Source organism: Enterobacter cloacae, from assembly GCF_011078175.1.
Lineage (GTDB): Bacteria > Pseudomonadota > Gammaproteobacteria > Enterobacterales > Enterobacteriaceae > Enterobacter > Enterobacter cloacae_Q.
The window spans coordinates 285,173-300,581 of record NZ_JAALCJ010000001.1 but is presented as its reverse complement, the minus strand read 5'-3'; the positions used below and the strand labels follow the sequence as shown (position 1 = coordinate 300,581).

Below are 15,409 nucleotides of genomic sequence, written 5' to 3'. Positions count from 1 at the left end.
AAGATGGCTATAAAATTAGCTGTCCTGGGAGACAGGACGAGCAATGGAAAAATAATTTCTGCGACTGCAAATTATTTCAGTGAGGGAAGGCAGGTGGCACAAAATAATGATAAGGCCATTTGTAGTATCTGTAAAGGAACATTCCCCATTCAAGCCACTGCTGTTGGTATCGTCAGTAATGGCATACTTCTGGTACAGGATCAGGACCGTGTGCTTTGTCTATGTTCCGGCCATAAAGTGATCGCAGGCTCTAATTTTTTCACTGGCTAAATAAAAATTTTTTATTTACAGGCTTAATTATAAAAGGATGTGAATATGGCATGCCAGGGGTTATGCACAACCAAAGGCCTGACAGTACTGCCCGTGCGCTATGCTGTTGTGCCAGAAAATATTAATGCCAGTTTACCGGGATGGGCGAATGATCCGCACATCACAGGGGTAACGCTCGCCAGTAATGAAAAATACACCCTCCGCGCGCTTCGCCAGGGCTACCTTTACGTTTTTTATGAAAAAGGAAAGCAGGGCATCCATTACTGGCAGTGCTACAGCGTTGCGCCAGACGGCTCACTGTGGCTGCAACAGGTGGCGTCTAATCCTGTACCGGTGGATAAAGCGCTGTGCGAAACGGGCGAGCATATCGCGCAAAACGTCGAGTTTATGAGCATTGAATCCCCGGATAAGTGCGGCAATGTGTGGTTTGCGTTCAGTCAGTATCCGTGGGAGCAGGAAACGCTCGATCGGTATCGCACCAGGCCAGAAGATCGCACTGAGAGAATGCAGAGAGTGATGCCTTCGGTGTCGGGGTCCCAGCGCACAAAAACAGGGACCGATGTCACCGCAGCAAGCCTGAATCAGGTGCTGGACTATCAGGTGCCTTCTGTTTCGGGTCAACTGCCTGGTCCGGATGATGCGAAAGTGGTAAATGTCAGCCAGGTAACGTCACTCTGGGATCCGGCGGTGGATGCCCCCTGGCGGGTCAATAATGATGTGGTGAAAATGCAGTCCAGCCTGTATCCGTGGGCAAAAAGCCGCAGTGGCAGGGCAGCCGCGACGGTCACGGCCATGGAAAACCGAAGCGAGGGGATGACGCCGCTGCTGCTTCCACTCTGGGATCCGGTGGGAATTGTTCATGAGCTGAACGGATGGAGCCAGGATGTGCTGGCAGGTATTCGCAGCAGCGGGCGCTTTATGGCGAACCAGAATGAAGTGACTGCGATTAAACAGACGATGAGCAGCAGGCTGGAGGAACATTTTGCAACAGAGAAAGGAAAAGGTGAATACCGACTGGCAGGGATAAACAGTCTGTTGCTGGTGCTGAACGCAATGGATTTTATCTACCTGTGCGGACAGGTCAGGGAAGAGAAAAAGCCGCTGTCGAGCCTGATGGCCAGCGGGCTGGCGATGGTGAGCCAGGGGACGTCAGTTGTTTTACCGGCAATAGAGAAAGGACTGGAAGCCCGTGAGCTTACGGTGTCGTGGGTCAAGGGGGTTGGGGCAGCAGCGGGGGGGAACCGCTTCGTTGCTTTCGGTGTATGTGGATGGCGGAGCATTTATTGATGAACTTGAAAACAACCGTTTTTTACTTTCCTCTGTATTGCTTATTAAAACAACGATTGATGTCCTGGCAGTCACAAAATCGATAGGTCTTTTGCTGGAGCTTATTGGCAAACCTCTTGCAAAGGATGGGGCTGATTTAATCGCCCGTGGTCTGGCAGTTGAATTTTTAGGCATTCGGATACTTGCAGTACTGATGACCTGGGAAGTGATGGTAGCGATTACATTGTTACAGGTGGTTGTGACCTGGATTTCAGACGACGAACTTCAGATATGGTGTAAAAAATGCGTGTTCGGTACAGCACCTTTCAACCGCAGTCTGACAGACCAGAATAAAACCCTGGAAGGGGCGATAAAGGATATTTCATGAATTCAGTTGAAAATCAGCAGATATGCTCCCGTTTTGTTGAGCCAGAGAAATTAGCAGACCTGCGTTCAAAGCGAGAGATTGAGATGATGAACGGCAGGCCGTGGACGCGTGAGCTTCCCCCTCCGCCGGTATTGCCGCCTTATGGTCCTCTGGAGAAAATATCAGGACAACTGGAGTCTTTTCGATATGAAAGATTCAGGGAGTATTTTGGTGTAAATGCCTACCGAACCCACTCTATGCCGGAGATAACTGACGGGCAGCGTGGTGCGGTTGCTGCTGCAGCGATAGTTGCAGGGAGCCCTGGTGTCGGGGCTGTAATGATGGCTGAAAGCGAATCTTCAAATGATTCGGCGGAATATGTACAGGGGATGATTAATGGTCAGCCATTCCGCGGCTGGGTGGGTGTAACCCGACTAAAAGCGGGAGATAATGTGGACATGATTGCCGAGTGGCAGCAAGACCATTATGAGGTCTATGCCATTGCGTTACCGGAAGAGCGGATAGTTTCTTTGTGTCCGAAATGTGATATGGGACATATTGCGCATATGCTTTGGCGAATTAAAAATATGTTTATCCTGGACATAATCTTTATCATGGCATTTATATGTGTGTGTCTGATTAAATCATTTTCTGAAAATGAATGGATAAGTGAGGGTTTTTGGAGATATTATGGATTTCCTATCTTTGCCTTTTTGTGTGGTAGTGCAATTGTTTCAGGGTTAATTGCATTCTTTGCTTATAAAGCCTGTGCACCCACTTGGTGTAAATTGGCTGAAGAAATATTCCATTTGTTGGAAATGAAGAGTGTTACCAATGTGAATCTAAAGAAAATCACTAAGAAAAGAGAACGGCATCAGAAAAAAAAGATAAATGGCATGAACCATCAAGTCAATTTCATGATCCACAACCAACGCGTAAGTTTGGCTACTTGTTTGAACACTGGTATTACTATTAACTAAGAAAACGAAAATCCTGATTTTTGTTACCGGCACACTACCGGGCTGTATGTGCCAGGGAAGTCGTCAGAGATTTAGGTGCCACGATACAGACAGAGCCTCAGACTCAGAAAAAGATATTAGCCGCCAAGATGATATCCGGTACAGAATGCATATCTGTAAAACTGGCGGCCACATATTTTGATGTCAGAACACTGGCTATTTTAATGGCCCAGGAAACCATGGTGGCAATAAGTTTGTTGCAGGTGGTTGTGACCTGGATATCGGACGATGAGCTTCAGATATGGTGTAAAAAATGCGTATTCGGTACAGCACCTTTCAACCGCAGTCTGACAGACCAGAATAAAGCCCTGGAAGGGCGATAAAGGATATTACATGAATTCAGAAGAGCAGCATCAGATATGCTCCCGTTTTGTTGAGCCAGAAAAATTAGCAGACCTGCGTACAAAGCGAGAGATTGAGGTGATGAACGGCAGGCCGTGGACACGTGAGCTTCCGCCGCCGCCGGTATTGCCGCCTTATGGTCCTCTGGAGAAAATATCAGGGAAACTGCAGTCTTTCCGTAGCGAATATTTTCGGGAGTATTTTGATGCAGATGCCTACCGGACCAGCACGTTGCCGGAGATATCAGATGGCCAGCGCGGAGCTGCCGCCGCCGCCGCGATAGTCGCAGGGAGTTCTGGCGTCGGGGCTGCCATTATGGCTGAGAGCGAATCATCAAATGATTCGGCGGAATATGTGCAGGGAGATATTAATGGCAGACCATTTCGCGGCTGGGTGGGCATCACCCGACTTCAGGCTGGCGATAATGTGGACATGATTGTTGAGTGGCAGCATGATCATTATGAAGTCTATGCCATTGCGTTACCGGAAGAGCGGATAGTGTCCGTATGTCCGAAATGTGATATGGGGCATATTGCGCATATGCTGTGGCGGATTAAAAATATGTTTATTCTCACGGGGATTTTTTTCTTCTCAGTGCTTTTTGCGGGAGTTCTGAGTGAAGTGATTGAAGATACCTGGAAGGGCTTTGAGTTATTTATTACCACATACTTTTGGTTGTATGTTATAGCATTGTTGGGGGGAGGGGGTCTTTCAGGATTAATTGTATTCTTTGCTTATAAAGCCTGTGCTCCAACACGCTGCAAACTGGCGGAGGAGATATTTCTTCTGCTGGGTGTGAAAAATATTAGAACAGTAAACCTCAATAAGGTGACAAAAAAACGTGAGCAACAACTAAAAGACAATGGGAAGTGGCATGAGCCGGGTGATAAAAGTAAACCTGCCTGTCCCAGTGGGAAATTCATTTATTCAGATGAAGGCTGGTTTTACTACTAGACAGAAAAAGACATTGTTATTTTTGGTTGCCCCCGAAAGGAAACAAGGTAAACCAGCATGCCCAAGTTTGAAATTTACCTATTCAGGAGAAAATTGCTATCGCTACTGAGAAGGGGACGGCTAAATATGAATAAGATAATGATGTTTTATGAAAGCCATAAATATAAATTAATTGAAAGGTGTTTCTGATATTATTCTGGTAGGGTTGATTATGGATGATATATTTTTTAACGATATACATGAAGAAATTACCAATGCTGCTTTTGGGAAAAATGGGAAATGTTTTCTACTGATAGATGCATCTTTAGAACAGTATCATTCAGAACTTTTTTTGCCCAGTATTCTTAGAGAATATAAATCTTACCCTGTTACATTCCGCCAGGAGGAACTTCAGGGGGCTTTACCACTTTACCTTTTCCCTCTTAGTGCCTCCTGCGAGAGAGAGGGTCAATTGTTTAAGAATAGTATTAACCATTCATTGAATGAGTTGAAAATAGAAAAACTTGAGTCCGGGGAAGGGCGCAGCGTCTGTGCGTGGATTTCGACGGATTTAACTGGGGAGCAGCTTGCTGAACAGGTCGCTTTGTCCGCCGTACAGTCGATTCAATCAGTTGGAAATATATTACTTCGCTATTACGACCCATCAGTATTTGGTTTGTTAATGTATACGCTGGATAAATGGCAAAAGCAACAGCTATTAAGCAATATTAATACATGGTCTTATATCGATGGAGGCGGAATAGCTCAGGTGGCGAATGGCGATGGTAAATGCAAAAAAAAATTAAACTACTCACTTGGATTAACAGAGCAAAATGCATTGGAAATGGGCCGAATTTCAGTTGTTAATAATATTTTGCGAGCATATCGAAAAATGAGAATGCCGCATAAATTTAGTGAGCATGATGTGATGAGATTATTGCGTCCTGCGCTGGATTATTATTATTCAACTTTCTCTACATCCGATAAGGATGTTATTGATTTTGGGCTTGATGTGTTGAGCGCACAGCGACTATTTTATCAGGATGAGGTATTTAAGAAGATCATATGTAGTAATCGCAGTAAAGACCTTCAGTCATACTCAGATATTAAATCCATGATTGATAGTATGGCATATTAAGAATTTTTTCGCTTAAGGAAATGTGCTGTTAACAATGATGGAGAATGATATGAATTGGCCTGTACAAATAATCCCTCCAGTCGATAAGATCCCTGGAATTAAATGGAGTAAATGGTTTTTTTCTTTCATAAGTATTTTGTTGACTGTGGTGGTTAGCTGGGTTGCGGCTAAAATTATTTTGCCTGCTGAAGATAATGAGCTGTTAAAATTGCTTACCCTGTTGGTTTTTTCGGTGCCCCTTGCTTTTTCTGTCATTATTTCCGTGAGAACCTATTACCATGGTTTGTGTTTGTCGGCATTCGAAGCAAGAGAGCGCGAAGCAGCATTGGTCAGGAAAGACTGGGCTGAATGGGCAAGTCAAAAGTTTTATGTTTCCGCTTATAAACTTTTTCTGCCTTCTGTAATATCGCAAACCGATATAGCAATGTCTCATTCGGTTGAAATATATAATAACCAGCGATTGAAACTACGGGGCCATAACGATGATTTATATACTGAAGAACAACTGATTTACGAACTGTTGGCGTCTGTCAGAACAAGGCTGTTACGGTTGAGTGAATCATGTATATTTGATGTTATATTTACCTATGATAGTAATTATATTACTTTCTCAATATTTAAAGAGTGTTGGGCTGCGATCGGGTTTGATGAAAATTTCTTGGGTAATTATTACTGTTGGAGTAAAACATTAGGTCAGGAATTTGATACATTATCCAACACCTCGAGAAATCGGGTGTCAATAATAATATCTGCAAACATTGAATGTTTTGAAAAATACCCCCCTAACTCAACAGAATTTGCTTCAATATTGCTGGTGACTCATCAAGAACAACCACCTGAAAAAGATAATAATGGTGTGGCTTTGCGACCAATGGTATGCAACAAAAATCTTACCAAACAAGAAGTCATCCACATGATGACTTACCAGTCAGATGTCCTTAAAACGACAAGAGTACTTTTTAGCAATACAAGTGCGGAGGAAGCTTCAGAAATTTCGGAGATATTAAGACTGTCATCTTTATCTATGAATGTTGAATGGGAGTGTGAGATAACGCATTTAAATTTGATGCTGGGTAATTTAAATGAGCACCATTTTTGGTTGGTGTTTGCTCTGGCACTTTTCATATCAGAAAAAAATAATGAGCCGGTTTTAATGGTCACTGGCGTTGGTGATGAATACCTTTTAAATGTCATTAAGCCATTTGATAATAGCAAGGAGCATTAAATTGAACACCTCGGCAAAATGGAGAGTGATTGGTCTTGTATCCTGTCTCATTATCTTTGGTGTGCTGACTTTTATAGGATGTTACTACTATGGGGATATCTTTGGGTGGGTATCCTCAAAAGAAAAAGTGAGCCTTTGGTTCTTATGCATGTTTTTAATTTCTGTGTTCCTGATGTTGATGAATTTCGGTGTGTGGTTCCATCAAAAAGAGTATCGCTTTCAGCATATCACGGGAGGAAAGTCCGTCACAGCTACTGTTCTTAATAACTATAAAAAGTCCAGTAAAAAGGATCATGTAAAAGCTCATTTACGCCGACGCTATAGCTTTTTGTGGCAAAACAAGATCCGCCTGCTGCTGATCACCGGCGATGAAGCTGCGATTGAGCAACTGGTGCCTGGCCTGCAACAGCAGCAGTGGCTTGAAGGCAACCGCACAGTGCTGATTTACGGTGGCAGCCTGGCATCGGAGCCTGACCGCGAAAAATACATCGCGCTGCGTAAACTGCGCCGCGGGCGTCCGCTGGACGGGATTGTCCGTGTACTGCCTGAGTCACTTAATCTGACCCCACAAATCAGTGACAACGATTTACGCGGCCTGGAAAAAATCAGCGAACTGCTGCGTTATTCCGCTCCGGTCTGGCTGTGGCAACTGTGCAGCAGTCACTGGTCGCAGGGTACGCGTCCTGAGCAGGCGGTAGGCGCAAGCTTTCCACCACGCGCAAAAGAAGACGATGTAATCCGCCAGCTGGAACTGATGCTGCCGGCCCTGCGGGCGCAGGGGATGAGTCAGGTCGCGGAAAACAGCAGCCACGACTTCCTGCTGCGCCTTAGCCAGCACCTGAACGACGGTGCTATTGCCCGCTGGGCTCAGCAGTTGCAGCCATGGCTCTTTGTTTCTCAGCAGCGCGTCCCGCTGCGTGGTCTGATGTTCAGCCTGTCGGAGAAGAAACCTTCCGGAATGTCAGCGGGAACAGCCGACGCTGAGAATTATGGATCACAGCGTCATGCCCTGACTCTGCCAGCAACCTGGCAGGGTATTGTTGACGACTGCACCCGCATACGTGGCCGTCGTGTCGGTATGCCGTGGGAACGGGCGATGGCCTGGACACTGATGGCCATCATCAGCGTCTGGGGAGTAGGGACGCTGCTGTCGTTTGCGGTCAACCGGTCACAAATCGTTTCTGTTGCACAGCAGGCTCATGCTCTGGTGGACCACCCTTCTGTATCGGATTACCAACTGACTGCCCTGCATGCTTTGCGTAATGATGCCGGTCGCCTGCTGCACCATATTCAGGACGGCACGCCATGGTATCAGCGCTTTGGTCTGAACCATGATCAGCAGTTGCTTGACGCAATGCTGCCCTGGTACGGGGTGGCGAACAACCGTCTGATACGTGACCCGGCAAATGAAGCGCTTAAGCAGAAGCTCATTGCGCTGGTCAATTCGGCACCCAACAGCGACCAGCGGACACAGATGGCGAAACCGGGTTATGACCAGCTGAAAGCCTGGCTGATGATGTCCCGGCCGGATAAAGCTGATGGTGCATTCTACGCGCAAACCATGAAAACCGTGCAGCCGACGCGTTTAGGCATCTCAGCTGGCCTGTGGCAAAGCCTGTCACCAGATTTGTGGGCTTTCTACATCACCGAACTGCCAGCGCAGCCACAGTGGAAAACCACACCGGATGCGCAACTGGTCAGCCAGAGCCGCCAGGTGCTGTTGCAACAAATTGGACGGCGCAACGCGGAAAGTACGCTGTACGAGAACATGCTCAAATCCGTGCGTCGTAACTTCGCCGATGTGTCTCTGGAGGACATGACCGGCGGTACCGATGCCCGTCGCCTGTTTACCACCGATGAGGTGGTGCCAGGCATGTTCACCCGTCAGGCCTGGGAGGGAGGTATTCAGCAGGCCATTGAGAAAGCGGCGAACTCCCGCCGCGATGAAATTGACTGGGTGCTGAGCGACAGCCGGAAAGCCGTCTCCTCAGACCTGTCGCCGGAAGCACTGAAAGCACGTCTGACGGAACGCTACTTCACCGACTTTGCCGGTAGCTGGCTGAGCTTCCTCAACAGCCTGCAACTTAATCCGGCAAACAATATTGCAGACGTCACCGACCAGCTGACGCTGATGAGTGATGTTCGCCAGTCACCGCTGATTGCCCTGATGAACACCCTCGCCTGGCAGGGGCAGACCGGCCAGAAGAGTGAAGGCCTGTCGGACTCCATCATCAAATCGGCTAAAGACCTGGTAGGCGGGAAGGACAAACCGGTAATTGACCAGTCAGCCTCAGGCCCGCAGGGCCCACTGGATGAAACCTTTGGACCGTTGCTAGCACTTATGGGTAAAAACAAAGGCAGCAACATTATGTCGGCTGACAACTCACTGAGCCTGCAAACGTATCTTACCCGTATCACCCGTGTGCGTCTGCGTCTGCAACAGGTCGCCAGCGCCTCTGACCCTCAGGAAATGATGCAGAGCCTGGCGCAGACCGTGTTCCAGGGTAAAAGCGTGGATCTGACCGACACCCAGCAGTACGGCAGCCTGATTGCTGCAAGCCTGGGCGAAGAGTGGAGTGGTTTTGGCAGCACCATGTTTGTGCAGCCGCTGACCCAGGCCTGGGAAACTGTGCTTCAGCCATCGGCAGCGAGCCTGAATGACAAATGGAGTCGCTCCGTGGTGGCAAACTGGCATACGGCATTTGACGGACGTTTCCCATTCGCTATCAGCAAGAGTGATTCCTCTCTGCCAATGCTGGCTGAGTTTGTGCGTAAGGACAGCGGACGCATTGAGCGCTTCCTGACCACGGAACTCGGCGGTGTGCTGCATAAGGAGGGCAGCCAGTGGGTGCCGGATAAGGTTAATAGCCAGGGGCTGAGCTTTAATCCAGCCTTCCTGCGGGCGATTAATCAGCTCAGCCAGCTATCGGATATCTTATTTACCGACGGCAGTCAGGGCATCAGTTTTGAACTACAGGCGCGTCCGGTACCGCAGGTGGTAGAAACGCAACTGACTATTGATGGACAAAAGCTGCACTACTTCAACCAGATGGCAGACTGGCAGAGCTTCCGCTGGCCTGGTGACACCTACAAGCCCGGAACCATGCTGACATGGACCACCGTCAATGCGGGCGCACGTCTGTTTGGTGATTACAGCGGAACCTGGGGCTTTATTCGCTGGCTGGATGAAAGTAAGAGAGAGCAGCTAGACCGCAGTCAGTGGATGATGAGTTTTACCGCCCCGGATGGTCGGACCCTACAGTGGGTACTGCGTTCACAACTGGGCAGTGGGCCGCTGGCGTTACTGGCACTGCGGGGTTTTACGCTGCCAGATCAAATATTCAGCGTCGACAGCGCGGCTATGGCGCAGGCGCTGATGACCAACACAGAAAACAGTGACATGGACGGAGTCGAATAATGGACGCTTTGCAGAATCTGGTTGTTGCCTGCCAGGCGGATGAAACCTTGCTGCGACAGCAGGCGCAGTCACGTATGGAAAGCTGGCAGCGCTGGCTTACCCCTATCAGTGAGATCAATCCTACAGGAGAAGACCCGGGTTATGACGATGATTTCCAGCGTATCCGGGAGGAGGTCAATAAACTTTCCGGCATTGATACCGGGCTGATTTGCCAGCTGGCTGAAAAGGTGCTGACCACAGAGGCCAAAGATGCCCGGGTTGCTACTTACTATTGTTGGGCGCGCTTGCACCAGGACGGTGAAACCGGGTTTGCTGAAGGGCTTGAGTTACTGGCGGGATTACTAACCCAGTATGGAACACAGCTCCATCCTCAGCGCGAGCGAAGCCGTAAACCGGCGCTGGAGTGGCTCGCAGGCTCTCGTCTACTTGACAGCCTGTTACTCTGGCCAGAAGTGGTACGCGACGATGCCCAGCGTACGACCGGTGCGTTGCTGCTCATCCGAGACAGTCTTGAAACTGAGCCTGAAACGTCACGTCCAGATCTGAGTGCCCTGTACAGCGCGCTGGGAGCCCGCCTGATGAAAGCCGGTGGCGTGGATGCGGTAATACCCCAGAACGCCAGCAGTCAGACACGCCCGCAGTCGGCATCTCATACGGCAGAACAGGACGCGCCAGTGCTGAGCCGCATCACGTCCGGTCAGGATTTGCTGGCTCAGGCCCGAACCCTGACGGGATATTTGCGTGAGCAACCTGATGGCTGGCTTGCCGCACACCGGCTGATGAAAAGTCTGCGTCACGACACGCTGAGAGCGATCCCGGCACCGGATGCCGAAGGGAAAACGCGCATCGAACCGCCGCGGGCTGACCAGCGTGCAATGCTTAAACGGCTGTATTTGCAACAAAGCTGGCTGGAGATACTGGAACAAGCGGACAGCACTTTCTCGCGTGGCGCCAATCATCTCTGGCTGGATTTGCAGTGGTACATCCATCAGGCCCTGATTAAATCAGGCCAGGATGTGCTGGCCGATATCATTACCGCTGACCTGAAAGGGCTGCTGCGGCGCCTTCCTGGACTTGAAACGCTGGCCTTCAATGATGGCACACCCTTTGCTGATGAGGTCACGCTGAACTGGATAAACCAGAGCGTGCTCGACGAGATGTCCAACTGGCGGGATGAACCTGTCAATGCCGTGAGTGAAACTGGCAACGATATTCTGGCCCTTGAACCGGAAGCTTTGGAGAAAGCGGACACGGATGGTCTGGATGCCACACTCCACTGGTTGCAGACGCGCCCGGGTACGGACTCAACGAAAGACAAATGGCTGCTGCGCCTGCTGATGGCCCGTGTGGCGGAGCAGAAAGGCAGGAATGAACTGGCGCTGCATCTGCTGGGTGAGCTTGACGGTGCGGCACAGTCCATCACCCTCACGCAGTGGACACCGGCGGTGTTGTTTGAAGTGAAATCGCGCCGTCTCAGGCTGCTGCGCATGAAAGCCGCCCGCAGTGAAACCGACAAGTCACGGCTTCAGCCAGAGATGGACCAGCTTCTGGCGGGTCTGATTGCCCTTGACCCGGCAGGCAGTGCGGTGCTTTGCGGGTAAAGCGACTGACATACCTTTAAAACACACATATTCAGGTTTTTATGGACGACTTAACCCTGCGTTATTACGACGCTGAAATGCGCTACCTGCTGGAAGCCGGCGAAGAATTTGCCCGCGCTCACCCGGAGCAGGCAGCAATGCTCAATCTCGATAAAGCGGGCGCGCGCGACCCGTACGTGGAGCGACTGTTCGAGGGCTTTGCCTTCCTGATGGGCCGCCTGCGCGAGAAGCTTGACGACGACCTGCCGGAACTGACTGAAGGGCTGGTCAGCCTGTTGTGGCCGCATTACCTGCGCACTATTCCCTCGATGTCGGTGGTGGAGTTCACTCCTGTCTGGCGTGAGATGAAAGAACCGATGCGTATTGCCAGAGGTTTCGAGGTCAATTCGCGGCCGATCGGTGAAAAAGGCACGCGTTGTCGCTACACCACAACTAAAGAGATAACCCTTCAGCCACTGGCGTTGGAGCATGCCCGCCTGTCGACTGATCCTGACGGGCGCTCTGTCATCAGCCTGCGCTTCAGTTGTAGCCATCTTGCTGACTGGAGCCGTGTCGATCTCAGCCAGATCCCGTTCTATTTCAATGCTGACGCACCGCTGGCCTGCGCTATGCATGAAGCTTTTACCATGAAAACTGCGCGTCTGTGGCTGCGCATGCCGGGTGACACGGACAGAAGGCCGATGGACGGGTATTTCACCGCGCTGGGGTTTGGTGATGATTACAGGCTGTGGCCGAAGGGGGATAGCAGTTTCAGCGGTTACCAGTTGCTGCTGGAGTACTTCACCTTTCGCGAGAAATTCATGTTCACGGGGCTGCGCGGGCTGGAGAGCGTGGTCTTTCCGGCTGAGCTCCCGTGGTTTGAAATCGACGTGGTGCTGGCGGAACGCTGGGAGCATGACTTCAGCTTTACCGAAAAGCACCTGCGCCTGAATTGCGTGCCGGTCATTAACCTGTTCCCGCTGGAATCCGATCCGCTGACGCTCAATTCTCTGCAAACGGAATACATGCTGCGCCCGATGCGCGTGCAGGATGGCCATACCGAGATATACACCGTGGATTCGGTGATGTCGTCGAGCCAGCATACCTACGTGCCGTTTTCGAGCTTCCGTCATAAGGGAGGAATGATGCGTCATGAAGCACCGGAATATTACTACCACACTCGCGTGCGCCGAGGTCCGTCCGGTCTGCATAACACCTGGCTCATTCTTGGCGGCGAAGCATTTGATAACCATACCGTCCCGGAAGACGAAAGCCTGTCGCTGACGCTCACCGGCACAAACGGTCAACTGCCACGACGTGCGCTGCAAAGCACCGTGCTTGATACGGTGATGAAAACCACTTCGGTCAACATTGCCGTGCGCAACCTATGCGCGCCGACGCTGCCTTGTTACCCACCGGCGCAGGACCGTTTCCACTGGCGCGTGCTGAGCCACCTTGGCAGCGGATTTCTGTCGATGATGGATAATGCCGACGTGCTGCGCGGTACCCTGGCGCTGTATGAATGGACCGACAGCGAGATGAACCGTCGCCGCCTGGAAGCCATCATTGACGTGAAGCACAGTGAAACCGAACGCTTTGAGCAGGGCTACCTGGTGCGCGGCGTGCAGATTGAGGTGACCCTGGACAGCCATGGCTTTGCCGGGCGTGGTGACATCTGCCTGTTTGGCGAGATGCTGAGTCGTTTCTTTGCGCTCTACACAGACATTTATCTGTTTAACCGACTGATTATCATTCTGCAACCGACCGGAGAACGCCTGGAATGGGAAGAGAAGCACAATCGCCGCATTCCCGGCTGAGCCCACGGCTGGAAGCCGACTTGCATCGTATTAACTTTTACCGTTTATGCCAGCTGCTGGAGAAGCGTAACCCGGGCAGGCCGCAGATGGGCTCGACCAGCCACCCGGGCGATGACCCGGTACGCTTTGCCCCTCATCCGGGGATGGGGTTTCCGGCCAGTGAGCTGAAAGGCGTGGAGTATGATGAGGATGATGACAGCCAGCCACCACTTATCCGTACGACCTTTATGGGAATGTACGGTGTCGACTCACCGTTGCCGATGGCGTATCTCGATGACATCGCTCAGCGTCGGGAAGGGCATGACGCACTACAGGGTTTTCTGGATATTTTCAGCCATCGCATTCTGACGCAGTTTTACCGTATATGGCGTAAATACTCTTATCCGGCCACCTTTGAACCCGGTGGTACGGACAACATCTCGCAGTCACTGCTGGGCCTGGTGGGGTTGGGTATTCCCGGCACAGCAGACCACATTGCCACACCGGTATCCCGTTTTCTGGCTCTGCTGGGTGTTCTACAGCAACCGGGCAAAACTCAGGAGGGAATGCAGGCGCTGGTGACGTTGCTGGCCCCGGATACCACCGTGAAGGTCAGTCCATACTGCCTGCGGCCGGTGGAAATTGGTCAGCCGCTGGGTTTTTACGGTGATGACGATTTTCTGCTGGACGGCAACACGCCACTGGGTGACGAAGCGATGGATGCGGGTAGCCAACTGCTGGTTGCGCTTACAACGGATAATGAACAGGAGGCACAGGGCTGGAAGCCGGACGGTCTGCTGTATCAGGATTTTCTGGTCATGCTGCGGGTTTATCTCGGCTGGCGTTTTAAGGCGAAGATCACCCTGACCACCCGGACCCGACTGCTGGCCGTTCCGCCCCTTGGCGAAGGCCCTCTCTGGCTTGGGATGAACGGCGTGCTGGGGGCTGATGAGGGGGAACTTAAAGACAATATCCCACCTACCTTTACGACGGAACTGGGCTATTACACCGGTCTGAAGCTGGCAATACCACAACAAGGAAACCGACGTGTTACGTACAAGTTTGATTAAATCCGCAGGCTGGTTGCCTGCACTGCTGGCGTTCAGCCTGACGGGGTGCGGGATGACTCAGGGTATCACCGATGGCACCAAATCGGCATTTCACGCCGTGTTCTACAAAAAAATTAAGATGCTGCACCTGGATTTCACGGCGCGTGAAGCGCTAAACACCGATTCCCGCGAAAGTAACTCACTCTCCGAGCCGGTGGTAGTTCGTGTCTATCAGCTGAAAGACCGTAAAATCTTCGATAAAACGGTTTACCAGCAACTACTGAAAGATGGCGAAACTATCCTGAAAACCGACCTGATGGCGACCCGCGATGTTGTCGTAAAACCGGGCGGTGATACAAATCTTGATATGCCAATGGAAGAAGAAACGCAGTTTGTCGCGGTAGTCGGCCTGTTTCGTCACCCGGACCTGGTTAACAATACCTGGAAGCAGGTTCTAAAACGTGAAGATCTCGATCCGGATAAGCCGCGCATTCTGGAGGCCGGGAATAACCACCTGACGTTACAGCCATTGAAGGATGACTGATGCCTAAGGGACATAATACGCCATCGCTGTATGAAATGCTGAGCGGTAATTTCTCAGGTGGCCTGAACCTCAGCCAGGTCAGCGAACAGAATCAGGTGATTTTATCAGTACTCGATAACATGCAGCGCATCCTCAACTGCCGCGCAGGTACGCTGGCTCACCTGCCGGACTACGGCCTGCCGGATATGACAAAAATCCTCCAGGGAATGCCCGGGACCGCCCACCAGATGATTACCACACTGTCGGCCGTGCTGCTGAAATACGAGCCGCGCCTGAGCCGGATTAACGTGGTGATGCAGGAACAGATTCAGCCCGGTGAACTCCGCTACGCCATTGATGCGGAGCTGAAGGGGGTGGGGCTGGTGCGCTACGGCACGGAATTTATGCCCGAGGGCAGGGTATTAATCCGTCATCTGAAACAACAGCAATACCTCGATGCACGAGCCGCCATCTAGTTATTAC

The 15,409-nt window shown here is 50.9% G+C and carries 13 protein-coding genes; all 13 read left to right on the top strand.

Annotation, left to right across the window (positions count from 1 at the left end):
* Positions 1 to 3: 3 nt before the first annotated feature.
* Positions 4 to 270: a PAAR domain-containing protein gene (locus G6Q29_RS01455; RefSeq protein WP_165464259.1), complete on the top strand. Its 267-nt coding sequence runs from the start codon at positions 4 to 6 to the stop codon at positions 268 to 270.
* Positions 271 to 315: 45 nt separating this feature from the next.
* Positions 316 to 1,557: a T6SS effector BTH_I2691 family protein gene (locus G6Q29_RS01450; RefSeq protein ID WP_165464258.1), complete on the top strand. Its 1,242-nt coding sequence runs from the start codon at positions 316 to 318 to the stop codon at positions 1,555 to 1,557.
* Positions 1,520 to 1,924, top strand: a complete 405-nt coding sequence (locus tag G6Q29_RS01445) for a hypothetical protein (RefSeq protein WP_165470166.1) — start codon at positions 1,520 to 1,522, stop codon at positions 1,922 to 1,924. Before G6Q29_RS01450 ends, G6Q29_RS01445 begins: the two co-directional genes overlap by 38 nt.
* Positions 1,921 to 2,883 carry a putative type VI secretion system effector gene (locus tag G6Q29_RS01440; RefSeq protein WP_165464256.1) on the top strand — a complete coding sequence of 321 codons (963 nt, stop codon included), beginning with the start codon at positions 1,921 to 1,923 and terminating at the stop codon, positions 2,881 to 2,883. The genes G6Q29_RS01445 and G6Q29_RS01440 overlap by 4 nt, the downstream gene beginning before the upstream one ends.
* 372 nt (positions 2,884 to 3,255) lie before the next feature.
* Complete coding sequence (locus tag G6Q29_RS01435) at positions 3,256 to 4,218, top strand: putative type VI secretion system effector (protein WP_165464255.1); 963 nt, start codon at positions 3,256 to 3,258, stop codon at positions 4,216 to 4,218.
* Positions 4,219 to 4,429: 211 nt separating this feature from the next.
* Entirely contained in the window at positions 4,430 to 5,335 is a 906-nt protein-coding gene (locus tag G6Q29_RS01430; RefSeq protein ID WP_165464254.1) for a DUF4123 domain-containing protein, read from the top strand.
* A gap of 34 nt (positions 5,336 to 5,369) precedes the next feature.
* Complete coding sequence (locus tag G6Q29_RS01425) at positions 5,370 to 6,560, top strand: hypothetical protein (protein WP_165470165.1); 1,191 nt, start codon at positions 5,370 to 5,372, stop codon at positions 6,558 to 6,560.
* Complete coding sequence (locus tag G6Q29_RS01420) at positions 6,523 to 9,978, top strand: ImcF-related family protein (RefSeq protein WP_242637176.1); 3,456 nt, start codon at positions 6,523 to 6,525, stop codon at positions 9,976 to 9,978. Before G6Q29_RS01425 ends, G6Q29_RS01420 begins: the two co-directional genes overlap by 38 nt.
* Positions 9,978 to 11,579 carry a type VI secretion system protein TssA gene (tssA, locus tag G6Q29_RS01415; RefSeq protein WP_165464251.1) on the top strand — a complete coding sequence of 534 codons (1,602 nt, stop codon included), beginning with the start codon at positions 9,978 to 9,980 and terminating at the stop codon, positions 11,577 to 11,579. The genes G6Q29_RS01420 and tssA overlap by 1 nt, the downstream gene beginning before the upstream one ends.
* 41 nt (positions 11,580 to 11,620) lie before the next feature.
* On the top strand, positions 11,621 to 13,375 hold the full coding sequence (gene tssF, locus G6Q29_RS01410) for a type VI secretion system baseplate subunit TssF (protein ID WP_165464250.1): 1,755 nt from the start codon (positions 11,621 to 11,623) through the stop codon (positions 13,373 to 13,375).
* Positions 13,339 to 14,424 carry a type VI secretion system baseplate subunit TssG gene (gene tssG / locus G6Q29_RS01405; protein ID WP_165464249.1) on the top strand — a complete coding sequence of 362 codons (1,086 nt, stop codon included), beginning with the start codon at positions 13,339 to 13,341 and terminating at the stop codon, positions 14,422 to 14,424. Before tssF ends, tssG begins: the two co-directional genes overlap by 37 nt.
* Positions 14,402 to 14,947, top strand: a complete 546-nt coding sequence (tssJ, locus tag G6Q29_RS01400; protein WP_165464248.1) for a type VI secretion system lipoprotein TssJ — start codon at positions 14,402 to 14,404, stop codon at positions 14,945 to 14,947. Before tssG ends, tssJ begins: the two co-directional genes overlap by 23 nt.
* Positions 14,947 to 15,402 carry a type VI secretion system baseplate subunit TssE gene (gene tssE / locus G6Q29_RS01395; RefSeq protein WP_165464247.1) on the top strand — a complete coding sequence of 152 codons (456 nt, stop codon included), beginning with the start codon at positions 14,947 to 14,949 and terminating at the stop codon, positions 15,400 to 15,402. Before tssJ ends, tssE begins: the two co-directional genes overlap by 1 nt.
* The last annotated feature ends 7 nt before the right edge of the window (positions 15,403 to 15,409 follow it).